The 21,247-nt window shown below is 68.8% G+C and carries 25 protein-coding genes; 11 read left to right on the top strand and 14 right to left on the bottom strand.

Features of this window, described 5'->3' with window-relative positions:
• Positions 1–36 precede the first annotated feature (36 nt).
• Positions 37–327, top strand: coding sequence for a hypothetical protein (locus NY1_RS07920; protein WP_067709918.1), 291 nt, complete (start codon positions 37–39; stop codon positions 325–327).
• Between the two features lie 74 nt (positions 328–401).
• Here NY1_RS07920 and NY1_RS07925 read toward each other — a convergent pair whose 3' ends face one another.
• The 3 genes from NY1_RS07925 to NY1_RS42685 form a co-directional block, all read right to left on the bottom strand.
• Complete coding sequence (locus NY1_RS07925; RefSeq protein ID WP_067709919.1) at positions 402–1,181, bottom strand: winged helix-turn-helix domain-containing protein; 780 nt, start codon at positions 1,179–1,181, stop codon at positions 402–404.
• 90 nt (positions 1,182–1,271) lie between these two features.
• A complete protein-coding gene (locus NY1_RS42680; protein ID WP_439956000.1) occupies positions 1,272–1,988 on the bottom strand; it encodes a polysaccharide deacetylase family protein in 717 nt (238 codons plus the stop codon).
• Positions 1,985–2,269, bottom strand: coding sequence for a winged helix-turn-helix transcriptional regulator (locus NY1_RS42685; RefSeq protein WP_067709920.1), 285 nt, complete (start codon positions 2,267–2,269; stop codon positions 1,985–1,987). Before NY1_RS42685 ends, NY1_RS42680 begins: the two co-directional genes overlap by 4 nt.
• A 57-nt stretch (positions 2,270–2,326) precedes the next feature.
• Here NY1_RS42685 and NY1_RS07940 point away from each other — a divergent pair, with 57 nt between their 5' ends.
• From NY1_RS07940 to NY1_RS07950, 3 genes are all read left to right on the top strand, one after another.
• A complete protein-coding gene (locus tag NY1_RS07940; RefSeq protein WP_067709922.1) occupies positions 2,327–3,094 on the top strand; it encodes an SDR family oxidoreductase in 768 nt (255 codons plus the stop codon).
• 59 nt (positions 3,095–3,153) lie between these two features.
• Positions 3,154–3,795, top strand: coding sequence for a LysE family translocator (locus NY1_RS07945; RefSeq protein ID WP_067709925.1), 642 nt, complete (start codon positions 3,154–3,156; stop codon positions 3,793–3,795).
• A gap of 61 nt (positions 3,796–3,856) precedes the next feature.
• The gene (locus NY1_RS07950) at positions 3,857–4,207 is read left to right on the top strand and encodes a hypothetical protein (protein WP_067710172.1); all 351 of its coding nucleotides are present in this window, start codon (positions 3,857–3,859) and stop codon (positions 4,205–4,207) included.
• 57 nt (positions 4,208–4,264) lie between these two features.
• On the opposite strand, the gene NY1_RS07955 is transcribed toward NY1_RS07950, so the two are convergent.
• Positions 4,265–5,581 carry an oxygenase MpaB family protein gene (locus NY1_RS07955; protein WP_067709927.1) on the bottom strand — a complete coding sequence of 439 codons (1,317 nt, stop codon included), beginning with the start codon at positions 5,579–5,581 and terminating at the stop codon, positions 4,265–4,267.
• Between the two features lie 2 nt (positions 5,582–5,583).
• Positions 5,584–6,603 (bottom strand): oxygenase MpaB family protein, encoded by a 1,020-nt coding sequence (locus NY1_RS07960; RefSeq protein ID WP_218028325.1) that lies wholly within the window; start codon positions 6,601–6,603, stop codon positions 5,584–5,586.
• 65 nt (positions 6,604–6,668) lie between these two features.
• On the opposite strand from NY1_RS07960, the gene NY1_RS07965 reads away from it, so the two are divergent.
• A complete protein-coding gene (locus tag NY1_RS07965) occupies positions 6,669–7,319 on the top strand; it encodes a TetR/AcrR family transcriptional regulator (RefSeq protein ID WP_233434247.1) in 651 nt (216 codons plus the stop codon).
• A gap of 93 nt (positions 7,320–7,412) precedes the next feature.
• Here the strand turns inward: NY1_RS07965 and NY1_RS07970 are convergent, their stop codons facing one another.
• The 5 genes from NY1_RS07970 to NY1_RS07990 all read right to left on the bottom strand — a co-directional run bounded on the left by NY1_RS07970 (position 7,413) and on the right by NY1_RS07990 (position 13,106).
• A complete protein-coding gene (locus NY1_RS07970) occupies positions 7,413–8,807 on the bottom strand; it encodes a hydroxysqualene dehydroxylase (RefSeq protein WP_067709935.1) in 1,395 nt (464 codons plus the stop codon).
• A 119-nt stretch (positions 8,808–8,926) separates the two neighbouring features.
• Positions 8,927–10,330, bottom strand: coding sequence for an amino acid permease (locus tag NY1_RS07975; RefSeq protein ID WP_067709936.1), 1,404 nt, complete (start codon positions 10,328–10,330; stop codon positions 8,927–8,929).
• A gap of 183 nt (positions 10,331–10,513) precedes the next feature.
• Positions 10,514–10,927 (bottom strand): pyridoxamine 5'-phosphate oxidase family protein, encoded by a 414-nt coding sequence (locus NY1_RS07980; protein ID WP_067709939.1) that lies wholly within the window; start codon positions 10,925–10,927, stop codon positions 10,514–10,516.
• Positions 10,928–10,956: 29 nt separating this feature from the next.
• Entirely contained in the window at positions 10,957–12,375 is a 1,419-nt protein-coding gene (locus NY1_RS07985; protein WP_067709942.1) for an ABC1 kinase family protein, read from the bottom strand.
• A 53-nt stretch (positions 12,376–12,428) separates the two neighbouring features.
• The gene (locus NY1_RS07990; protein WP_067709944.1) at positions 12,429–13,106 is read right to left on the bottom strand and encodes a TetR/AcrR family transcriptional regulator; all 678 of its coding nucleotides are present in this window, start codon (positions 13,104–13,106) and stop codon (positions 12,429–12,431) included.
• Positions 13,107–13,336: 230 nt separating this feature from the next.
• Here NY1_RS07990 and NY1_RS07995 point away from each other — a divergent pair, with 230 nt between their 5' ends.
• The 3 genes from NY1_RS07995 to NY1_RS08005 are packed head-to-tail and all read left to right on the top strand — an operon-like array spanning position 13,337 to position 16,625.
• Entirely contained in the window at positions 13,337–14,380 is a 1,044-nt protein-coding gene (locus NY1_RS07995) for an alpha/beta hydrolase (protein WP_067709946.1), read from the top strand.
• Complete coding sequence (locus NY1_RS08000; protein ID WP_067709947.1) at positions 14,377–15,000, top strand: SRPBCC family protein; 624 nt, start codon at positions 14,377–14,379, stop codon at positions 14,998–15,000. Before NY1_RS07995 ends, NY1_RS08000 begins: the two co-directional genes overlap by 4 nt.
• A complete protein-coding gene (locus NY1_RS08005; protein ID WP_067709949.1) occupies positions 14,997–16,625 on the top strand; it encodes a flavin-containing monooxygenase in 1,629 nt (542 codons plus the stop codon). The genes NY1_RS08000 and NY1_RS08005 overlap by 4 nt, the downstream gene beginning before the upstream one ends.
• Here the strand turns inward: NY1_RS08005 and NY1_RS08010 are convergent.
• The 3 genes from NY1_RS08010 to NY1_RS08020 all read right to left on the bottom strand — a co-directional run bounded on the left by NY1_RS08010 (position 16,545) and on the right by NY1_RS08020 (position 18,864).
• Positions 16,545–17,564 carry an NAD-dependent epimerase/dehydratase family protein gene (locus NY1_RS08010; protein WP_067709951.1) on the bottom strand — a complete coding sequence of 340 codons (1,020 nt, stop codon included), beginning with the start codon at positions 17,562–17,564 and terminating at the stop codon, positions 16,545–16,547. The genes NY1_RS08005 and NY1_RS08010 overlap by 81 nt on opposite strands.
• Positions 17,565–17,598: 34 nt before the next feature.
• Entirely contained in the window at positions 17,599–18,564 is a 966-nt protein-coding gene (ligD, locus tag NY1_RS08015; protein ID WP_067709953.1) for a non-homologous end-joining DNA ligase, read from the bottom strand.
• A 108-nt stretch (positions 18,565–18,672) separates the two neighbouring features.
• Positions 18,673–18,864, bottom strand: coding sequence for a hypothetical protein (locus NY1_RS08020; RefSeq protein WP_067709954.1), 192 nt, complete (start codon positions 18,862–18,864; stop codon positions 18,673–18,675).
• Positions 18,865–18,984: 120 nt separating this feature from the next.
• Between NY1_RS08020 and NY1_RS08025 the strand changes: the two genes are divergently transcribed.
• From NY1_RS08025 to NY1_RS08030, 3 genes are read left to right on the top strand one after another with little or no spacing between them, the layout of a single operon-like run.
• Positions 18,985–19,425 carry a LapA family protein gene (locus tag NY1_RS08025; RefSeq protein ID WP_067709955.1) on the top strand — a complete coding sequence of 147 codons (441 nt, stop codon included), beginning with the start codon at positions 18,985–18,987 and terminating at the stop codon, positions 19,423–19,425.
• A 30-nt stretch (positions 19,426–19,455) separates the two neighbouring features.
• Positions 19,456–19,611: a DUF6131 family protein gene (locus NY1_RS43600; RefSeq protein ID WP_169815316.1), complete on the top strand. Its 156-nt coding sequence runs from the start codon at positions 19,456–19,458 to the stop codon at positions 19,609–19,611.
• Between the two features lie 59 nt (positions 19,612–19,670).
• On the top strand, positions 19,671–20,585 hold the full coding sequence (locus NY1_RS08030) for a 2-hydroxyacid dehydrogenase (protein ID WP_067709957.1): 915 nt from the start codon (positions 19,671–19,673) through the stop codon (positions 20,583–20,585).
• Between the two features lie 6 nt (positions 20,586–20,591).
• Here NY1_RS08030 and NY1_RS08035 read toward each other — a convergent pair whose 3' ends face one another.
• Positions 20,592–21,188: an Rv1733c family protein gene (locus tag NY1_RS08035; RefSeq protein WP_157762106.1), complete on the bottom strand. Its 597-nt coding sequence runs from the start codon at positions 21,186–21,188 to the stop codon at positions 20,592–20,594.
• Positions 21,189–21,247 lie beyond the last annotated feature (59 nt).

Genomic DNA, 21,247 nt, shown 5'->3' on the forward strand with positions numbered 1-21,247 from the left:
GGATAGGGAACTGCCGTCACACGGAAGAGCGCCGAGATGCTTCTCACCGCTGCCACCACCGCGCACGACCTGTTGGCCCAGGTCTTCGATCCGACCCCCGAGACGCCGCCGGCCGCGGACAAACTGCTGCGGCTGGTCCGTTATTTCACCTGGTTCGTGCTCTTATCCGGCACGCTCGCGATTATTTATGCGGGCGGTCGGTTTGCTTGGGAGAAATGGCAGGGCGGTGCGCTGCAATCACCGAAACAGGTGGCCGGAGCGCTCATCGGGGGAATCGTCGCCACCAGTGCGGGCACCATTATGAATGCCGCCATCGGCGTCTCCTGAGCGCCTGCACCCGGGCGCATGGCGTCTGAGACGAAACCGATCCGTCGGTTATCCCCGGCGGATCATCGAAAACCTCAGGCGGACACCACGTGCGGGAGCACTTCGGCGCCGGCCACGTCCACGCCGACCAGCTCCTCGAAGCGGGCCACCACCTTCTGGTGGTACATGCCGAACAGGTCCTCGAACAGGGCCAGCTGCGCTTCGCTCGGCCCGCCGTCGGATTCCCAGACGGCGACCAGCGCCCGCCACACCAGCACGTGCAGGTCCGGCGATACCGCGAAGTAGGCCTGCACCGCCTCGGGCACCTCCAGGACCATTTCACCGATCGAGTTGAGCACCGCCCGCTGCACCGAGAGCCCGAGCGCGGTCAGCAAGCGCCGCAGCAGGCCGAGTTCCAGGCGCAGCATGCGCTCGGGATCCGGATCCGCGCCGCGCGCAAGGGTTTCCAGCTCGTCGATATCGGACTTGAATTCGGCCGGGTCGATCTCGCGGTCACTGCCGGTATAGGCCAGCAGCGCCTCCAGCGCGATACCGCGTTCCTCGTCCACGATGTGGCCGAACATCTCCGCGGCCGTTTCCGGATCCGGCATGGAGAGCCGGAACAATCGCCGGTACACGTCCACGCCGCCTTCGGCGCGCACATCGCGAATCACGAATCCCTTGCCGCGGTGCGCGTCCACGAAACCGTAGGACTCCAGGCGCCCCAGGATCAGCTGTGCCGTAGCGCGATTCAATTCGAACTCGTCGGCCACCTGACGAACGGACGGCATCAATCCGCCGGGACTGTACTGCCCGGATGCCACGCGACGCGCCAGCTCGTCGGCGACGTCGGCGACTACCGTCCGCTCTCCCATCGTGCACCTCTCCAAACCTTGTTTACGTCCCAGACAGTGTATGTGCTAATTAGGTCAACTGCACAGTTCTTGGCATTCGCCGGACATCGGCTATATCCCCGGCAGCTTCGAAACCGTGACGAAGCGGTACCCGCGCGCGGTCAGTTCGGCCACGATGCGCGGAATGGCGGCGAGCGACGCGGCGCCGGTGTCGTACATGGCGTGCAACAGGATGATGGATCCCGGGCGGACCCGGTCCAGGGTCTCGGCCACGATCTCGTCGGTGCTCGGGCGCTTGCCCGAATCCGGTTCCACATCCCACATGACGGTGGTGCGATCGTGCTCGGCCAGGTAGCGCGGCAAGGCGATGAGCTTCTTGCCATTGGGCGGGCGGAAGGTGATCGGGCCCTGATAGCCGGTTTTCGCGATCTCGGCGTCGGTGCGCTCGATCTCCTCGCGCACCGTCCCCGGGGTCACGAACACCATGCGCCGGTGATGGTAGCTGTGATTGCCGATCTCGTGCCCGGCCGCCGCGATGGCCCGGCCCTGTTCGGGATGGTCGGCCAGTTCGCTGCCGATCAGATAGAAGGTGGCGGGAATCCCGGCGTCCGCCAAGGCTTTCAGAATCTCCGGGGTGTGCCCGGTCGGCCCGTCGTCGAGGGTCAGCGCGACCACTTTGTCCGCGGTGTCCGCCCGCGAGATCAGCCGTCCCGCCACCTGATAGGTGCGCGAGTTCATCAGCACGTACAGGCCGGTGGCGACGACCAGCAGCGCCGCCAGCACAACGGCGGTCCAGGCGAGCGGCCGCCGCAGCCGTCCACGTTTCACAGGCGCTCCCGGGCCCACTGCCACACCGGTTCCAGGGCCGTCGCGAGTTCCCTTCCGGCCGTGGTCAATTCGTACGCCTTGTCCTCGCGTTTGACCAGCACGCCGGCTTCCTGGAGCCGCTGCAACCGCACCGACAGCATGCTGGACGAGCAGTTGTCCATGCGCCGGCGCAGGCCCAGGAATCCCTGCGGTCCCGGCTCCAGCTCCCAGACGATGCGCAGCATCCACCGCTGACCGAGCAGGTCCATGGCCGCGAGCGGCGGCTGAGTTGCGCTTCTCATTTCGAACCACCATATTGGTTCTGAATTAGAAGCGGTCGGGTGGGTAGGAGGAACGGTATGAACGACGGCGGCGCACCGAGGGCAGGCCTACGCCGAATCGTGCTGATCACCGGGGCATCTCGCGGGATCGGCGCGGAAACCGCCCGGGTACTGGCGGCCCGCGGCGACCACGTGATCGTCAACTACCGGGAGAAGCGCAAACGCGCCGAAACCCTCGCGGCCGAGCTCATCGCGGCGGGCGGGAGCGCGTCGGTGGCGGGCGCGGACATCACCGACGCCGAGGGCGCCCGCACGCTCGTCGACACCGTGGTCGCCGAATTCGGCCGCCTGGATGTGCTGGTGCTCAACGCCTCCGGCGGCCTCGAGCGCGACGCGGCACCGGATTACGCCATGTCGATCAACCGCGATGCCCAGGCCCGCCTGGTCGAACTGGCGCTCCCCCATCTCCCCGCCGGCGGGCGGATCGTCTTCGTCACCAGCCACCAGGCCCACTTCTCGGCCACCCGCCCGGTCCCGACCGGCTACGAGCCCATCGCCGCGAGCAAACGCGCGGGCGAGGACGTACTGCGCGGCATGATCCCCGAATTCACCCGGCGCGGAATCGGTTTCGCCGTCGTCTCCGGCGACATGATCGACGGCACCATCATCGTGCGCCTCCTGGAGCGCCGCGACCCGGACGCCGTCACCGCCCGCCGTGACGAGGGCGCGCTGCCCACCGTCGAGGAGTTCGCCACCGCGGTAGCCGACGCCACCCGCGACGACCTCGAACCCGGGCACACCGTGTACGTCGGCGGCACGGACTTCCTCACCGCAGGCCGCGCCTGACACCGATTCGGCGGAAAACCGGTGGTCGGGGCGGCGACGACCATGGCAGCATCGGGTGAATGCCGCACTGGGTCCATGTTCTGCCCGCCTTCATGCTCGCGTGCTTGATTCTGGCCGCCATTCCCGGGCCCGCCACCGCCCTGTTTCTGCAACGCTCGCTGCGGGACGGGCGAACCGCCGGGCTGGCGGCGGTGGCCGGGAACGAGATCGGCGTGTTCGCGTGGACGCTCGCCGGGGGCGCGGGATTGTCGCCGCTGCTGGTGGCGAACCGGGTCATGAACCAGGCGGTGCATCTCGTCGGTGCGCTGGTGCTGATCTGGCTCGGGATTCAAGCGTGGCGCGGATCGCGACGGGATGATGCCTTCGGTGCGGCGCTGACCTCGGCATTGCCCGGTGGGCGCACGCCCGGCGCGGCGTTCCGGGCTTCGCTGATCTCGATCGCCGCGAACCCGAAGGCGGCCGTGTTCGGGCTGACCATCCTGCCGCAGTTCCTGCCCGAGTCGGGGCCGGTTTTGGGCACGGTGATCGCACTGGCCGTGGTGCAGCTGGTGATCGACACGGCCTGGTGCGTAGGCGTGGTACTGGCCGCCGACCGGGCCGGGGAATGGTTGCGGCGCACCGGGATCCGGCAGCGGATCGAGCGGGCGCTGGCGGCGGTCCTGGTGGCGCTGGGATTGGGCCTGGCGGCCGACGCGCGTTGAAACCTGCCTGCCGGTTCGGAACGCGCTGAGCGGGTACTTTCTCGGCGAGGAGGTGTGGCGGGTGTCCAATGACGTGGGCAAGAGCTGGAACGATCCACCGGCGTTCCGCCGGGCGGCGCGCTATGTGCTGAGCATTCTGGCCCTGGCGGCGCTGGTCGCGGTCATCACGCTGGTGTGGGCTTCGGCGCGCTCGCAATGCCTGGACGACACCACCTTGTGCGACACCGCCTCGCGACTGGTCGTGGGTCTCGGCCCGGGGCTGGTGCTGCTGTTCGGCGGGATCGGGGCCTTCGTGATGACCTTCCGGGAGTGGCGGGCCGGGCGGACCTGGCCGATCTGGCAGGGCGCGGGCTGGTTCCTGTTCACGCTCATGGTCGTGTACCTGAGCATCGAGGGCGGCGCGGGCGCGTAGCGCGAACCTCGGACGGCGTGCTCGGACCGGGCAGTGCGCCACCACCGACCGGCGCGATCAGACCGGGCAGCGCGGCACGCTGTCGGCCGAGACGTCGTGGTGGTCGTACGGCGTGCCGCGGATGCCGACCCGTCCGGCCAGGAAGCGGGCGACGCGGGTGTTGCGCTCCCAGAACGGGTCGATGCGCTCGGCACGACGAGCGCGGCGGCCCCGCGCACCGGGCAGATGATCGTCGATGACCCGCAGGCGCACCGCGGTATCGGCGGCCAATCCGGTGAGCGCGGACCACGGCTGCACCGGAACCGAATGTAAAGGCGTGTCCGCGAGCAACGTTCGAACCAATCCGGGACTGCTGTAGTACGCGAACATGCCGAACAGCGGTGCCGTGGCGGCGATCCGGAGCCGGCCCGCCGGTGAGGCGGCGGTGAAGCGCGCGGTGGCCGCGCCGGTCATGTTCGCCGTCCATTCCGGCGCGACGCCCGCGGTGGCGACCATGTAGTCGGCCATCTCCATTCCCTCGGCCGCCGAATGCGGGATCAATTCCTCGGAGACGCCGAAGACATAGGCGATGTAGGCCCAGTAGTGCATGACCGCATCCAGTTGCGCCGTGGTGGAACGCCTGCCGTGCACATGGTCGAAGCAGATGGGATTGAGCCCGAAGGTGACCGCCGCGCCCATGGTGGTGGCGTTCGAGATGGGACTGCCGTGCCGCGCGAAATGCTCGTCACCCCAGCGGCGGCGCAGCATGGCGCGCACCTGCGCGTGCATGAGCCGCACGCGAATCGTGTCGGCGAAGACCGGCGAGCGCCGTTCCATGGCGCCGGGTGCGGTGACATTGCGGAACCAGACGGCCGATTCGAGGCCGCGGCGGTAGGGATCGCGGACGAACCGGCCGGTCGCCCCGACCGCCGAGGCGACTTCCGCACCCACGAAGGTGCCCATGAAATCCTGCACGCCCATGGCCATCTTCCCGGCGGTGGACACGTTGATCCAGCGCCGCCGGCCGTACTCCCACAGCTCCGGGTCGTACCAGTCCGGCGGATTGTCCAGCCGTTCGAACAAGTCCACCAGTTCCGGCGTCGGCGCCGCCACCCTGTCGATGCCGTGCGCGAGCGCCTGATTCAGCATGCGCCGCCCGCCCGCCGCACCGAGCTGCCGGAACGAGGCCACCACCCGGTCCATCGGTTCGTCGCCCTGCCACAGATGGTCGGCCATCAACCGGGTGCGCGGCGTCTCGACGGGTTCGCGGCGCACGTCGATCCACGGCGACAGCATCGCCCGGCGCGGTTCGAGCCAGAGATCGGAGGCCACGGCCCGGGGCGGCGGCGGCCGCAATGCCATGCCGGGGCGGTAGTAATAGTCGTACTCGTGCATTGTCAGAACCCTGTCAATTGCCGGAATGTGGTGACGGCATCACGGCCGCCGCTCGCGTGCACCGGGCAGTAGTGCTTGGGGTCGTCGCGGTGTTCCGGTGCGGGCCAGAGCGATTCGGGCGCCTCCGGCGGCGGCATCCACGCCGGTCGCTTCCCGGTCACCCGCCGGCGCGCCGCCCGCACTCGCGGCAGGGCGTAGCGCACCTCGTCGGGCGTCACCCGGTTGAGCGCGGTCAAGGCCCGGCAGATCCGGTCGAACATCCACTGATCCCGGGCGGTCCAGGTGAATCCCATGGTGCGCCGGATCGCCGGATCGCACATGCCCACCGTGACGAACTGGTAGAACCGCGCCCCCGACGGCCGGATCACCCAGCGCCATAAGGGTTGCGGCAGCTGCCGCAGCACCGGGAACGGCGGCACCGGCGCGTTCTCCGCCAGCCGGTACACCTCCCACGCCGCCTTGGTCGGTTCGAGAGTATTGCGGCACATATCATTCCAGTACCGCTGGAACTCCGCCCAGCTCGCCGGCACCACCCGCATGCTCATCCCGTACAGCTCGTACCACTGGCAGTGCTCCCGCCAGAGCTGTTCGCGCTCCCGATCATCCAGCCCGCCCATGAACAGTTCCGCGGCCCGCACGGTCTGCATGAAGAACACCGCGTGCGCCCAGTAGAACGTGCCCGGGTCCAGCGCGTGATACCTGCGCCCCTGCCCGTCGACCCCCTTGATGGTGCGGTGATATCCCACGATCTCGCGCGCGGTCTGCCGCGCCCGCGGCCCGTCGTACACCACCCCCGCGATGGGATACAGCGACCGCATCACCCGCTGATAGAACTCGTCCTGGATCTCGGAATGAAACTCGACGCCCGCCCCCAGCCCCGGATGCATGTTCTGCACCATGCCGATGAACAGCCCGGTCGGCGCGTAGAACACCGAACCGAAGATCCGCCACGTCAGCGAGTCCGGGCCGAGCGGCTCCGGATCCGGTCGTGGGTCGCGCGCCATTGCGCTGTATGCCACCATGTTTTCACGCTGACACGAATGATCGCTCGCATTCAATTCGCATTCCGAACCGCCGCTGGACCGCAATGACACCGCAACGCCGCACCCCGAAATCGCCTGCTACGGCGCGGAAGTCACCGGCTCCGCCGCGCAAGACGCCGCAGCAGGAGCGCTCGCGCGCCATGGTGGCGCGGATCATCGACGCCGGGCAGGCGGTGCTCATCGCGCACGGCTACGACGGCGCGTCCACCAATCGCATCGCGGCGGCCGCCGGCATCAGCCCGGGTTCGCTGTACCAGTACTTCCCGGACAAGGATTCGATCATCTCGGCGGTGATCGAACGCTATACCGCCGGGGTCGCCGACCGAGTCCGCGCCCGGGTGCTGGCGAATCTCACCCGACGGCCCGAAGTCGCTGTGCCCGAGACGATTTCCGAACTGCTCGATGCCCTCGGCGACGACCGGGAACTACTGCGCGCGGTGGTCGAGCAGACGCCGCGGCTCTCGACCGGGGTGACCGTCCTGGCCTTCGAGCAGCAGATCGGCGAACTCGCACGGGCGGCGCTGCGCATGCGCGCCCGGGAGGTACCCGCCGACGTGGATTTCGACGCCGCCGCCTGGATGCTGGTGCGCGCGGTCGAGCATCTGACGATCCGCTATATCCTGGACGCACCGCCGATCCCCCGCGAACGCTTCCTCGCCGACGTCACACGCTTGGTACTCAACTACTTCCGCTGATCACGGCGCAGGCGAGCCCCGGGGTCCGCTGCCACAGCACTGACCGGCAGACCGGCCTGCCGAGTCGCACATCTGTCGCCGGAACGGGACCGTTCATTCCCCCGGACGGTCGTGCGAGTCGAATGCGAGTGCCGGGGCGGGCAGTTTCAGGAGCAGGTCGACCGCGCGGGCGGCGCTCTGGGCGGCGCTTTCCATGGTGGCCGACCAGTCGGTGCGGGTCCAGTCGCCCGCCAGCACCAGCGTCGGTACCGAGGTGCGTTGCGGCGGGCGCAGGCCGTCGGTGCCGACGACCTGGGAGAAGGTGGCGCGGGGCATCGGAACCACTTGGGCGTGCAGTACTTTCGCGTCCGCGGCTTCGGGGTAATAGCGCCGCAGCAGGGCCATCTGCTCCTCCACCACCACGTCGTGGGGTTTGTGGATCTGCTCGTAGGCGCCGCTGGTGGTCAGGCAGTACAGCCAGCCGTTGAGGGTGCCGCGGCCGTGCATGCGCTGGCGGTCGAACACCTCGTCGATGATGCCCGCGCCGCCGATCAGCGCTTCCATCGCGCCCTCGGTGCCGAGCGGGCGGTCGAGGTAGAGGTTGGTGCTCACGATCGGCGTGTAGCCCAATTTGTCGGCGGCCGCGTAGATCTCGTCGTGTTCGGGCAGCTGGTCGAGCAGGCCGCCGAGATAGGAATTGGGGACCGCGCACACCACGGCGTCGGCGGGCACCACATCGCCCTCGACCAGGCGCACCCCGGTCACCGTGCCGTCCTCGATCAGAATGCGCCGCGCCACCGCGCGATACTGCACCTCGACGCCGTAGCGTTCGAACACCCGGAGCGCGCCATCGACGAAAAGCGTGTCCAGATCGGTGGTCGGATAGCCGATGCTCACCGGTTCGCGATGCTTGACCCCCAACCGGATTCCGGTGGCCAGCACATCCGCGAACACCTTCGCCGATTCCTGCCGCACCGGTTCGGCGGCAATCCCCAGTGCCAGCCAATCCCACAGCGCCTCCCGCGCGGTGGCGGGCATGCCGATGCGCTGGAACCACTGCTCGGTACTGATCTCCGCGAGATCCGCGGGCTGGCGCAGGCATTCGTAACCGAGCCGCGCGGTAGCGGCCGCGGCGCGCAGCTTGTCGCCGAGGCTCGCGTCCGGATGCGCGCCGAACAGGCTGCGCAACGCGCGAATCCCCTTGGTACCCATGGTCGTGGTGCGCCCACCCGGCCAGCGCAGCACGCCCCGATGCGGGAAGGTCACGTACTGCCGCGTGCCGACACTGGTCAGGTACCGGAACAGATGGTCGTATCCGCTGGCGATCACATGCTGGCCGTTGTCCGGAATATCGCGCAGCGACGGCACTTCCAGCGCATGCGTGCGCCCGCCCAGCCGCCCCCGCCGTTCCAGCAGCGTGACCCGCTTCCCCGCCTCGGCCAGCCACACCGCGGACGCCAGGCCCGCGAGCCCGCCCCCGATCACCACATACCGTCGTGGATCGTTCATGCGCGCTCCTGCATCGCTTCCGCAGAGGGCCCGCGCAGCCGAACCCTCTGCAAAGCAAAGTACGCCCGCCGCAATGGCGGGCGTACTCTTTCGCGCGAATCGCGCTGAGCGGCAGGCGGTTACGCCTTGGCGTGCTTACGCGAGAGCAGCGGGTAACCGATGCACACCAGCACCGCCCACACCAGGCCGACCACGATGGCGGTGCGACCGGACTCGTTGAAGAACAGCAGCACCACGACCAGCGCCAGGAACGCCAGCGCCAGGGCGGTGGTGAACGGCGCGCCCGGCAGGCGGTAGTCACTGGCGGGCAGCAGGCCCTTGGCCACGCGGGCCCGGTACATGAGGTGGCAGACCAGGATCATGCCCCACACGAAGATGATGCCCATGGTGGACACCGAGGTGACGTAGCCGAACGCCTTCTCGGGCGAGAAGTAGTTGACGCCCACGCCGATCACCATGACCGCCGCCGACACCGCGATGCCGGTGGCGGGCACCGACCGCTTGCTCATGGTCGCCAGCCCGGCCGGGGCCTCCTCGCGCTGGGCGAGGCTGCGCAGCATGCGGCCGGTGGAGTAGATGCCGGAGTTGCAGGACGACAGCGCCGCGGTGAGCAGGACGAAATTGATGATGCCGGCCGCGCCCGGAATGCCGATCTGCTCGAACACCTCCACGAACGGGCTGCGCCCGGCATGGAAATTGCGCCAGCTCGACACCGACATGATGACGATCAGCGCGCCGATGTAGAACAGGCCGATGCGGAAAGGCAGCGTATTGATCGCCTTGCGCAGCGTCTGCTTCGGATCGCGCGCCTCTCCGGCCGTGACACCCACCAATTCGACGCCCACATAGGCGAATACCACGATTTGCAAGGCCAGCAGCGCCTGCCCGAATCCATTGGGGAACACGCCGCCGTCGGCCCACAGGTTGGTGACGGTCGGATTGGCCGCGTGCCCGAAATGGAAGAGCAGCACGCCGATTCCGATCAGGATCATGGCGACAATGGCGGTCACCTTGATGGCGGAGAACCAGAATTCGCCCTCGCCGAACAGCTTCACCGACACCAGGTTGGCGATGAACATGATGCCCAGCACCACCAGCGCGGTCACCCACTGCGGAATGTCGAACCAGTACTGCACGTATTTGCCGGCGACGGTGATCTCGGCCATGCAGGTGCTCACCCACACCGCCCAATAGGTCCAGCCGGTGGCGAAGCCCGCGAAGCGGCCCAGGAATTCGTTCGCGTATTCGGCGAAGCTGCCGGTGACGGGCCGGTAGGTGAGCAGTTCACCGAGTGCCCGCATGATGACGAAGATGGCCAGGCCGGCGGCCAGATAGGCCAGGATGAGCGCGGGGCCGGCCTGCTCGATGGCCCCGCCCGCCCCGTAGAACAGGCCGGTGCCGATGGCCCCGCCGATGGCGATCATCTGAATGGTGCGCGGCGACAGACCCCGGGAGTACCCCTCGTCCTCGGGCGTCGCCGGACCTAGGTCCGGTGCCGTTTGCTGCCTGTCAAAGGCTGTCATGCTGTTCCCTCTCGCGTGCGTACGGCCGCACAGCGTCCGTGCCGTCGTGGGCCGGATACCGGGGCCGCGCCGAGCTTGCCGGCGGATTGCCGAGCTCGGCCCAAGGCGTGTCACGCTACCGGAAGGTATCGGGCGTCACAGTCAGCCCCCGGCGGGTGTCAGCCGCGCGCCGCCGCCATCGGTTCAGCTCCAGTCGTCGACCAGTTCCAGCCCGGTCACCACTTCGGTCTCGATCCGGATGACATGATCGGTCGGCAGTTTGATCCACGGATCCAGCAGCGACTCGTACCGCCGCACCTGGTCCGGATCGTCCACCACGCGCGCCACCCCGGTGACGATCACGCTCCACCCGCGCCGGGTCTTCTCGTCGAATGAATCGACCTCATAAGCCACCACCTGCCCGTCGCCTCGCAATATGCCTGCGCCCAGATGCGCCCGCACCACCACCGCGTCTTCCTCCACAATGTGGTTGACCGGCCGGATTATCGGAGTTCCGCGCCGCGCGTACACAATTCGTCCGTAGTTCGCGCTCGCGAGCCGGCGTAGCGAATCGGCAGCCGAGAGCGCGCGCAGCTTTCGAGCCCCATCGCCACCCATTCCTCCGATTGTGGTCGAAACCATCCGAATTAGCCAATTGTGTTGCCGCAACCCGTGGTTGGCGTGGCCAGCCAATCGTGTTCCAGCCGCCCGAGTTCGGTGCGCGGCGCATCGCCGTAGAGCCATTCGCGGGCAATGCGATGCCAGTTCCCGGTGGCGCGCAGCTTTCCGAGCAACGCCAGCGTGCCGTATTCGACGCGGCGGGCGAAGGCATGTTCGGCCGGGGCGTATTCCTGGCGCAGGCTGTCGAAGTAGCCGCGGCACGGATCCACGAAGGCCAGCAGCGCGGTGGCGGCGGCGTCCTCGGCGATGCGGATGTCGGCGTCGGTGAGCAGCCAGCCCGACACCTCGTGGAACAGGCGCAGGCAGGCGTCGGCGGTGGCGGGCGAATCCGGTTCCAGCACACCGTAATCGACCAGCAGGGCGCGCAGGTCCGCGCCGCGGTATTCGGCGGCCGCGCGGGCGCAGGCCGATTCGAAGTCGACGGCGGTCGCCGCCATGTGCTTGAACAGGCCGAAGTCCAGGAACGCCACCTGCCCGCCGGGGGTGAGCAGGATATTGCCCGGGTGCGGGTCGCCGGTGAAGCGGCGCTCCCGCAGTATCGAACCGATGTAGAAGCGCAACAGGATCTCCCCTGCCCGATTGCGTTCGGCCGCGGGCAGTTCGGTGATCTCCTCGAAGCGCCGGCCTTCGATCAGCTCGGTGACCAGCACCCGCGCGGTGCACCATTCGCTCACCACTTCGGGGATGCGGATGAACGGGTGGCCACGATAGATGTCGGCAACGATCCGGTGATGCTCGGCCTCGGCGCGATAGTCGGCCTCGTCCGCGAAATGCGTGGTGAGTTCCCGGAACATGGCGTGATCGGCGACGGCCGGGGCGATGGTGCGGGCCATGCGCATGAGCAGTGACAGGTTCTTGAGGTCGGCCCGGATGGCCACGTCGATGCCCGGGTACTGCACCTTGACCGCAACCGCGCGCCCGTCGTGCAGTCGCGCCCGGTAGACCTGGCCGATGGAGGCCGCGCCGATCGGCTCGGCGTCGAATTCGGCGAACACCGCCGCCAGCGGCTGCCCGTGATCGCGTTCGACGACCGCGCGCATCCCGGCGAAGGACACCCGCGGCGCCTGGTCGTAGAGTTCGGCGAGCTTGCGCCGGAAGCGATCACGCTGCTGCGGCGGCAGCGAGTCACCGCCGGCCACGGTGAGCGGATCGAACATGGACAGCAGCTGCCCGGCCTTCATGGCCAGGCCCTTCATGCTGCCCAGCACGCTCACGATGTCCTCGGCGGCGTCGGCGAGCGCGCGTTCGGTGCGCGCGAGATGTTCCTCGTCGGTGTCGCGCAGCCCGGACAGCGTCACCCCCGCCCCGCGAACCGCCTGGTGGGCAACGAGTTTGCCCAGCTTCGCCCCGCGGTGCACCCGCGAGGTGGGTATCTGCTCGGCCATCCGGCGACCTCTCCCGCGACGATCGCCCCGAGATTAGCAGACACCGCCGTCAGCTATTCCGGATCCGATCCTGCCTGCCACATGCCCGGCCCGAGCACCGCGAGCACCGTCTCGGTGTAGCCGCGCCGTCGAATCGCGTCCTCGCCCTGCAGGGTTCGCATCACCGGCGGGATGGTGAGCGCGAGCAGCATCCAGGCCAGTTCGGTGGTGTCCACGTCCGCGCGCAGCACCCCGGCGTCGGCGGCGCGGGCCAGGAAGCGGCCCACCGTGGCCGCGAAAACCCCGCCCAGCCCGATGATCCGGGCATTGAGCTCCTCGTCGATGCCGGGCAGCTCGAACAGCAGCGAATGCATGAGCGCCGGATCCGATTCCGCGATATGGCACATGCGCTCGACCGCGGTGACCCAGGTGGCGACCAGTTGCGCGGCGCTCAGTTCGCGCTGCTCGAGCAGCACGGGTTCGAAGACGTCCCCGGCGATCTCGCCGAGCAGCCGGTCCAGCCCGTAGTCGACCACCTCGTCGAGAATGGCGCGCTTGCTGTCGAAGTAGCGGTAGAAGGTGCCGTAGCCGACGCCCACCTCGGCGGCGATATCGGCGGCCGAGGCGGCGGCATAGCCCTTGGTGGTGAACACCCGGTAGGCCGCCGCGATGAGTTCGCGCCGGCGTCGCTCGGTGCGCTGTTCGTCGCGCGGCCGCCCGGGTCCGCGGGCACGCTTGGCTGCTTCGGTCATCCAGCACATCGTAGGCGGGCCGCGCCGCCGGTCCGGACGCGCAGGCGAACCCGGGCCCACCCTTGCGCTTCTGTCCCAGACACCTTATTTTATGACATACGCGTCATCTAATTGATGGCCGGTCATACCGGTATTCGGCGCGTTCGGCATCGACCGACAAAGGAGTCGTTCCATGGTCCAGTCACCGTTCCCGCCACACCCTTCCCACTCCACCGGGAAGTGAGCCCGAGATGACCATCCACGCTGAACCACCGGTGCGGACAGCCGCACCGGGCACAGTGCACGTCGAATTGCGCGGGCGGGCGAGCATCCGGCTGCGGCTGGCGCACGCCCTGTTGCGGGTGACCGTCCGGCCGGCGCTCGAGGGGCTGACCGTGGTGGCCGGGCACGGTCCGTGGCGCGGCGCTCCGGCTTTCCGGATCGCCAATCAGGCCGACCGGCTGGCGTTTCCGCTGCTGCCCGCGCGCGGCACCCGGCGCGAAGCCGTGCGTTTCGACGGCTTTCGCGCCGAATGGCTCTGGCACCGGGACGATCCCGGGCCCGACGACACCGGAAACGGGGCGATCCTGTACTTCCACGGCGGGGCGTTCCTGGCCGGCGGGCTGAACAGCCATCGACGGCTGGCCGCGCGGATCGGGCGGGCGGCGGGTGTCGCGCTGCTCAATGTGGACTATCGGCAGCTGCCCGCCGGGCACCTCACCGATACCATCGCCGATGCCGTCACCGCCTACCGGTATCTCCTGGAGCGCGGATTCGCGCCCGGGCGGGTGGTGTTCGCCGGGGATTCGGCCGGCGGAGGGCTGGCCTTCGCGGCGGCGCTGGCCGCACGCGCGCAAGGGATTCCGATGCCGGGCGCCATTGCCGCGATCGCGCCGTTCGCCGATTTCGATCCCGTGGTCCGGCGGGATCACCCCAACGAGCCCCGCGACGCGATGCTCCCGGCTCGTGCCCTGGAGCTGCCCGCCCGGCTCGGTTTCGCCCGCGACGGCGTCCTCGACCCCGCCTGGTCGCCGGTCAACCACGACTTCACCGGTATGCCGCCGGTGCTCATTCAGGTCAGCAATACCGAAGTGCTGCTTCCCGATTCGGAGAGCCTGGCGGCGCGCTGCGCCGAGGCGGGCGTGCCGCACACCTTGCAGGTTTGGGACAACGCGATCCACGTCTTCCAGGCCGGCGCGGACCTGCTGCCCGACGCCCGCGCGGCGATCCGCGAAATCGGTTCCTTCATCCGGCGCCATCACCATCGATCCACCACCACGAGGCGGTCATCATGAGCATCACATCGTTCCTGCACACCCAGCACGACGCCGTCCAGCCGGTCGACGACACGGTATTCGACACCGCCGCACTGGTTTTCACCATCGAACGCACCTTCGACGCGCCCCGGGACGCGGTGTGGACCGCGCTGGACGACGACCAGGCCTGGAAGTGGTTGCCGTTCCCGCTGCTCGGCGTGCGCTATCCCTCCCCCGCGCGCGGGGCCGGCGTGATCCGCGAGATGGGTTCGGTGTTCGACCCGCTGCGGTTCCTGTGGGTGGAGCGCGAACGGTTCTGGCGGTACGAGCCCGGCCGGCGCATCACCTTCGGCGTGGTGAGCGGGACCCTGGTGCAGTACCTCGCGGTGCGGCAGTACGCGGAGGACATGACGTTCTCCGATCTCGGGCCGGATCGCAGCAAGCTGGTGTGGACGGTGGCCGTGACTCCGCGGCTGCCGCTGCGGTTCTCGACGTGGTTCCCGCCCGCGTGGAAGCTGGCGTATCGGGTCGGGGGTATGGGGCCGCTGCTGACGCGGCGGGTGAACCAGGTCGCGCGCACGACCGCGCCGGCTCCGCTCACGGCCGTGACCGCGGAACCGGCGCGGCGGAACGCGGCGGTCCGGGACGGCGCCCGATGAGCCGCGGGACCGCGGCGGGCGGACCGGACCACGAGGTCGTCGTGATCGGCGCGGGCATCGGCGGCATCTGCGCCGGGGTGAAGCTGCGCGAGATCGGCATCGAGGACTTCCTCATCGTCGATCGCGTCGGCGGGCTCGGCGGCACCTGGTACAGCCATCACTATCCGGACGCGGGCTGCGATATTCCCAGCACCACCTACCAGTTCTCGTTCGCCCGCAAACCGGACTGGGATCGGCTCTTCGCCAAACGCGATCAGATCCTGGAATACCTCGAGCAGGTGGCCGCCGACCACGATCTGCCGCGCCGAATGCGGTTCCACACCAGTATCGTTCGCGAGGAATGGGACGAGGACCGGCAGCTCTGGCGATTGCAGGTCGATTCCGGCGAGGTGATTACCGCGCGGTTCGTGATCAGCGCCGTCGGCGCATACATCAATCCCAAGACCGCGCCGGACATTCCGGGGCTGGCGAGCTACGCCGGGGTGTCGATGTACCCGGCGGACTGGAATCACGACTACGACTTCACCGGCAAGCGGGTCGCCGTCATCGGCGTCGGGGCCAGCACCATGCAGATCGCGCCGAAACTGGCCGAACAGGTGCAGCGGCTCGACATCTACCAGCGCACGCCGCAGGTGTATCTGCCGAAACCCGATTTCGTGCTGCGCCCGTGGATGCAGCGACTGCTGGCGCTGCCCGGCGGGTCGGCCGCGGCGAACGGGGTCGCGCAGGCCGTCGTCGATTCGGCGCTGCGGGTCGCGGTCTACACGCCCGCCCCGCTGTGGAAGGTCGGGGCGCGGGCGGTCGATGCCGTGGGCGGGCGCGCCTATGCGGGCTGGCTGCGGATCAAGGTGAAGGACAAGGAGACCCGGCGGCGGTTGCGGCCCGGGTTCGGCATCGTCTGCCTGCGCGGCGGCGCGGGCGGCGGCTATCTGCCCATGCTGAATCGCGAGAACGTGGAGCTGATCACCACCGGCATCGCCGAGATCACCCCGGGCGGCATCCGCGACGCCGACGGCGTGCACCGCGAGATCGACGCGCTGGTGCTGGCCACCGGCTACGAGGTGTTCTCCGATCCGGAGAGCTACAAACCCGGAACCGTGGTGGGCCGCAACGGTTTCGACCTCGGCGTCTTCTACAACACCGAGGAGCTCAAGGCGTACTACAGCACCTCGGTGGCCGGAATCCCGAACCGCTTCATCATGATCGGCCCCTACTCCTGGACCGGCACGGCCTTCCACTATTTCGTCGAGAACGCTATGCGGCACATCGCCGCCGTCATCGACGAGACCCGCCGCCGCGGGGCGACCGTGGTGGAGGTCCGCCCGCAAGCCCAGGAACGGTTCCACCGCGAGATGCTGCGCAGCGGCCGGAATCTGGCGTACTACCTGGAAACCCGCTGCGAGGGCTCCAACAGCTACTTCGTCAATTCGCAGGGCAAGTCGCCCTACATCCGCCCCTGGTCGCTGCTGAAGACCTATCGCAAGGCGGTCCGCTTCGATCGCGACGACTACGCCTACCGCTATCCCGTCGAGATCCGCGCCGATTCAGACGAGTCCGTGTTCGAGCAGGCTGCGGCCACAGTCGATGATCGTGCGGCGGGCGGGGCGCGCCTGCCAGTCCAATAGTTCGTGGGCTTTGGCGGTGCTGTGCCGGTTCTTCCGGCCCAGCGCCGGGGCCAGTTCGCGCAGGGCGGGAATGCGGCGGGCGGCCAGGCGGATCAGGAAGTCCGGGGCGGGGCGGGTGGATACGCTGTCGGCGGCCGGGCCGAGTTCGGCGCGCAGGGTCTGGGCGATATCGCGCATCCAGAGGAATTCGCCGGTGCCCAGGAAGCGCTCTCCGGCCGCCGCCGGGGATTCCAGGGCGCGAATGTGCAGGTCGGCCAGGTCGCGGACGTCCACGACCTCCAGGCCGATGCGCGGCACCCAGGGCATGGTGCCGTCGAGCATGCGGGCGATGATCGAGACCGAGCCGACGGCGTCGCCGGAGAGCACCGGGCCGAAGACCGCGCCGGGCAGCACGGTGGTGAGTTCCGGTGCGCCGGGGGTGGTTTCGGCGAATCGCCAGGCGGCTCGTTCGGCGAGGGTCTTGGCACGGCGGTAGGGAATCAGGTTCGGATCGTCCGGATCGGTCCACAGGGTCTCGTCGCTGACGTCCTCGACGGAGTAGGAGGAATGGCTGGCGGCGTTGGCGGCGGAGGTCATCACCACACGGCGGACGCCGGCGCGGGTCGCGGCGGACAGCACCCGGCCGGAGCCGCCGCGGGCGACCTCGAGCAGGCGTCGCGGGTCCTGGTCGTCGGCCAGACTCATCTGCGCCGCGACATGCATCACCTGGTCGACGCCGGCCATGGCAGAGTCCCAGCCGTCATCGGAAAGCAGGTCGGCACGGGCGAATTCGAGGCGGTCGGTATCTCCGGCGATGGGCTGGACGGCGGCGCGCACCCGGTCCGCCTTCGCCGGGTCGCGGACCACGGCGCGGACCTGATAGCCGCGGGCCAGCAGCTGAGCCACGCACCAGCCGCCGACGAACCCGGTGGCGCCGGTGACGAGTACCCGGTCGGGCATGAGCGCGTCCTTTCCGTACGGCCGAGTTCGCCTGCTAGTCGGGTTCTTTCACCTGGTCGGGGGTCTTGTCGGTGCGCAGGCCCTTCCAGCTCGGCATGCGCAGCCGGGCGCCGGAGTATTCGCGGTACTCGACATCGCCGACCAGGATGGGCTCCACCCAGTGCCAGCCGCCCGCCCGCGCTTCGGGCGGGGGTTGCGCGAAAGGGCAGGCGGGGATGGCGATCTCGTCGAGGGCGGCGCGGATCACGCGCCGGGCGGCGTGGGTGAACCCGGTGCCCGCCAAACCGATGAAGACGAACCGGCCGCTCGCGTCGTGGGCGCCGAGGACCAGCGAGCCGAAGGTGGTGGCGAAGCCGCCCGCGCCCGGGGTCCAGCCCGCCACCACCACTTCGGTGCGATGGCGCAGCGGGGTTTTCACCCACCAGCCCGAGCGGCGGCCGGGCAGGTACACCGAATCCAATCGCTTGGAGACGATCCCTTCCAGACGATGCTCCCCCGCCACTTTCAGCAACTCCCCGGCATCCACTCCGACCCAGTGCGGCGGGGCGGACAGCGGGGTTTCGAAGGGCAGTTCGGCCAGTACCGCACGGCGCTCGGCGTACGGTTCGCCGACCAGCTCCCGCGTCCCGATCGCGAGCACGTCGAAGGCGAACATCCGCACCGGCACCTCGGCGATCAACTGCTCACCGGGCCGCGCCACGTGCATCCGCCGCTGCAACCGCCCGAAGGACGGCGCGCCATCCGGATCCTGCGCGACGATCTCGCCGTCGAGTATCAGGGTTTCCTTGCCCGCCAAGGCTTTCAGGCCAGCGACCAGCTCGGGATAGTTGGCGCTGACGTCATTGGCGTTGCGGCTGTAGAGCGAGCACTCCCCGTCCTCGCACGCCGCGATCACCCGCACCCCGTCCCATTTCATCTCCACCGCCCACTCCGGCCCGCCCGGCGGCGCACCGCCGACGGCCAGCATGGGCGCGGGCACCGGGCGGCGCGGCGCTGCCACGGTGAGCTACTTCCCCCGCCGACATCCGGGCAATAGGGACATGCCCGAGAGTTTGCCAGTTGGTAGCCATTAATCCGTTCGCGCCACGCCGCCCGGCGGCTATCGCGTCTACTTGGCCGAAATACCCTGCTGTCGAATCGCGTCCAGGACCTCGCCGTAGGTCAGCGAGGAATTGACCGTAATGGTCTCGGAAGCGTTGTCGCGGTTGACATTGGTCACCGAGTCCATCCCGTACAGCGCCCGCTCGGCCAGGTCGGCCTCGCTCGCGTAGTTCGGGAGTTCGTAGGTGTAGGTGCCCATGACGGGTGCCTCCTCGTATAGAGATGCCGATACCTTTCCGCCATAGACCGGAAGCGGCGAGCCCAAACCCGACGCGCCGTCCCGGGGTTTGACGTCACGAGCAGCGGGAATCGCCTCGATATGTTCATCATCATCGGGCTCATCGCTCTCATCGGCGCCGTAGCCGTGGGGGTGGCCGGCATTCAGGCCAATGCCGGGGACAGCCATACGCTCACCAATGGGTTCACGGTCTTCGACCACACCTATTCCGGTTCGGCGGGACTGTTGTTCGCCTACGGGATCCTGGTCGGTGCGGTGGGGACCTGCGGGCTCATCATGCTGCTCGCCGGCACCTGGACCTCGTCCCGGCGCGGCGTCGCGGCCCGGCGCGAACTGCGGCAGTCCAAGAAGGAGATGGCCGCGGCGCGTAAGGAACTCGCCAAACCGCTCCCCGAACCGCCGGCCGCGGGGAAGCAAGCGCCGAAACCCGCTGCGCCGGCCCAGAAACCGACCTGGTCGTTCAACAGATTCATGCATCGACCGGGCGGGTCGGCACCCAAGGCCGAAACCGTCGCCAAGTAGCCGAACAGCTCCACACGCAAGGAATTAGAAATGATCATTCTTGGTCTGATCCTGATAGTCGCCGGGTGGCTGCTCGGCATCCCGCTGCTGACCACCCTCGGCATCATCGCACTGGTGGTCGGTCTGATCCTCATGCTGCTCGGGCAGGTAGGCCGTCCGGTCGGTGGCCGGCGCTGGTATTACTAGCGCCCCCGGCGGCATGACGCGCACGACCGCCGCGGAGCCCATCCGCTAGCGTCGAAGCCATGACGGTGACGGTGCTGGTTCCGGATGACCACGGCTACGCGGCGGTCGAGCGCCTCGAAGGCGCGCGAGCGGTGCGTTTCAAACTGGGAGACCCGCTGCCCGCAGGGGCCGACGAGGCCGAGGTACTCGTACCCGGTTTCCTCGTCGGCCCCGAAGCTGTCCGCATGACCTGGGAGCTGCCGAAACTGCGCCTGGTACAGCTGCTCACCGCCGGCGCCGAAGCCTGGGTGGGCAAGCTGCCCGAGGGGGTGCAGCTGGCGATCGCGCGCGGCGCGCACGGGGCCAGCACCGCCGAATGGGCGATCACCGGACTGCTGTCGATGTACCGGGAGTTCCCCGGCTTCGCGGACGCGCAGCGCGAGCACCGCTGGACCCAGCATCAGACGGATACGTTGCACGGCAAGCGGATTCTGATCGTGGGTGCGGGCAATCTGGCCGACGAACTGCGCCGCATGCTCGCCCCGTTCGACACCACGGTGGCCCTGGTCGGCAGTCACGCCCGCGACGGCGTGCACGGGGTGGACGAATTGCCGCGATTGCTACCGGATTTCGATGCCGTGGTGCTCATGGTGCCGGTGACTTCCAAGACGATCGGCATGGTGGACGCCGAGTTCCTGTCCCGGATGGCCGATGGCGCGATCCTGGTCAATGCCGCGCGCGGGCCCGTGGTCCGCACCGATGATCTGCTGGCGGAACTGCGAAACCGCCGCCTGCGCGCCGTTCTCGACGTCACCGACCCCGAACCGCTGCCCGCCGGGCATCCGCTCTGGGACGCTCCCGGGCTGTTGCTGACGCCCCATGTGGGCGGTAGCAGTCGCGGCAGTATGCAACGCGGCTGGGCCATCGCCGTCGAAGGCATCGAGGATTATCTGGCCGGAAAACCGCCCCGCAATCTCGTCCACGACGAGTACTGACCGCCGCTACAGCGTGTCCTTACCGATCGGCCGGTTGAGCAATTTCCACTCCCGCTCCCACCGCGCATTGCGCCGCGCGTCGAGCACCGTCCCGGTCAGCCACACCGAAGCCGCAGCGGCACACCAGCTCTCGACGAGTATGGCCAGGCCCGTCCCGACTCCCTCGGCCGCCGCCGACCCGGGCCGTGACGGTGCGGCGGCGGGCTTCCCGTCCCGCCCGATCCACAGCGAAACCGTGCTGCCCACCGCCTGTGGCCCCGGTACGTCGACGGTGCCCGATCCGGTCTTGCCCGCCGAATCCCATTGCACCGCAGCGGTATAGCGCTCTTGATGCGCCCCGTACCGATCCGATTCGTGCAACCGCTGCGCATCGGCGGTCAGCGTCGCCGATACCCAGGTCTTCCCCGCGTCCTCCGCCGCGATCCGATCGGCGGCCCCCGTATAACTCACCGTCCCGATAGCCCCGGCCATCGGCACCGCGGCGACCACCACGAGCACGGCGAACGCTCGAACCAGAATCTCGAGCCGATCCGACAATCGCATCAGCGGATTCGTATTCCAAGGCCGCACCTGCCACAGGCGCGACGGCAATGAAGGTGGCATCGACACCTGGACCACCTCTCTCCGCGGCGTCCGCCTTACCGATTACATCGGTAGCAGTA

Origin of the sequence: Nocardia yamanashiensis NBRC 100130 (assembly GCF_001613325.1) — a bacterium.
Lineage (GTDB): Bacteria > Actinomycetota > Actinomycetes > Mycobacteriales > Mycobacteriaceae > Nocardia > Nocardia yamanashiensis.

Bases quoted from the DNA above. Each gene is read 5' to 3' on its own strand.
- NY1_RS07940 (WP_067709922.1), top strand. From the start codon at position 2,327: ATGAACGACGGCGGCGCACCGAGGGCAGGCCTACGCCGAATCGTGCTG.
- NY1_RS07920 (WP_067709918.1), top strand. From the start codon at position 37: ATGCTTCTCACCGCTGCCACCACCGCGCACGACCTGTTGGCCCAGGTC.
- NY1_RS07975 (WP_067709936.1), bottom strand. From the start codon at position 10,330: ATGACAGCCTTTGACAGGCAGCAAACGGCACCGGACCTAGGTCCGGCG.
- NY1_RS08005 (WP_067709949.1), top strand. From the start codon at position 14,997: ATGAGCCGCGGGACCGCGGCGGGCGGACCGGACCACGAGGTCGTCGTG.
- NY1_RS43600 (WP_169815316.1), top strand. From the start codon at position 19,456: ATGATCATTCTTGGTCTGATCCTGATAGTCGCCGGGTGGCTGCTCGGC.
- NY1_RS07985 (WP_067709942.1), bottom strand. From the start codon at position 12,375: ATGGCCGAGCAGATACCCACCTCGCGGGTGCACCGCGGGGCGAAGCTG.
- NY1_RS08030 (WP_067709957.1), top strand. From the start codon at position 19,671: ATGACGGTGACGGTGCTGGTTCCGGATGACCACGGCTACGCGGCGGTC.
- NY1_RS07965 (WP_233434247.1), top strand. From the start codon at position 6,669: ATGACACCGCAACGCCGCACCCCGAAATCGCCTGCTACGGCGCGGAAG.
- NY1_RS07945 (WP_067709925.1), top strand. From the start codon at position 3,154: ATGCCGCACTGGGTCCATGTTCTGCCCGCCTTCATGCTCGCGTGCTTG.
- NY1_RS08025 (WP_067709955.1), top strand. From the start codon at position 18,985: ATGTTCATCATCATCGGGCTCATCGCTCTCATCGGCGCCGTAGCCGTG.
- NY1_RS08035 (WP_157762106.1), bottom strand. From the start codon at position 21,188: ATGCCACCTTCATTGCCGTCGCGCCTGTGGCAGGTGCGGCCTTGGAAT.
- NY1_RS07960 (WP_218028325.1), bottom strand. From the start codon at position 6,603: ATGGTGGCATACAGCGCAATGGCGCGCGACCCACGACCGGATCCGGAG.
- NY1_RS07925 (WP_067709919.1), bottom strand. From the start codon at position 1,181: ATGGGAGAGCGGACGGTAGTCGCCGACGTCGCCGACGAGCTGGCGCGT.
- NY1_RS07955 (WP_067709927.1), bottom strand. From the start codon at position 5,581: ATGCACGAGTACGACTATTACTACCGCCCCGGCATGGCATTGCGGCCG.
- NY1_RS07980 (WP_067709939.1), bottom strand. From the start codon at position 10,927: ATGGGTGGCGATGGGGCTCGAAAGCTGCGCGCGCTCTCGGCTGCCGAT.
- NY1_RS08020 (WP_067709954.1), bottom strand. From the start codon at position 18,864: ATGGGCACCTACACCTACGAACTCCCGAACTACGCGAGCGAGGCCGAC.
- NY1_RS42685 (WP_067709920.1), bottom strand. From the start codon at position 2,269: ATGAGAAGCGCAACTCAGCCGCCGCTCGCGGCCATGGACCTGCTCGGT.
- NY1_RS08000 (WP_067709947.1), top strand. From the start codon at position 14,377: ATGAGCATCACATCGTTCCTGCACACCCAGCACGACGCCGTCCAGCCG.
- NY1_RS08010 (WP_067709951.1), bottom strand. From the start codon at position 17,564: ATGCCCGACCGGGTACTCGTCACCGGCGCCACCGGGTTCGTCGGCGGC.
- NY1_RS07995 (WP_067709946.1), top strand. From the start codon at position 13,337: ATGACCATCCACGCTGAACCACCGGTGCGGACAGCCGCACCGGGCACA.
- NY1_RS07970 (WP_067709935.1), bottom strand. From the start codon at position 8,807: ATGAACGATCCACGACGGTATGTGGTGATCGGGGGCGGGCTCGCGGGC.
- NY1_RS07990 (WP_067709944.1), bottom strand. From the start codon at position 13,106: ATGACCGAAGCAGCCAAGCGTGCCCGCGGACCCGGGCGGCCGCGCGAC.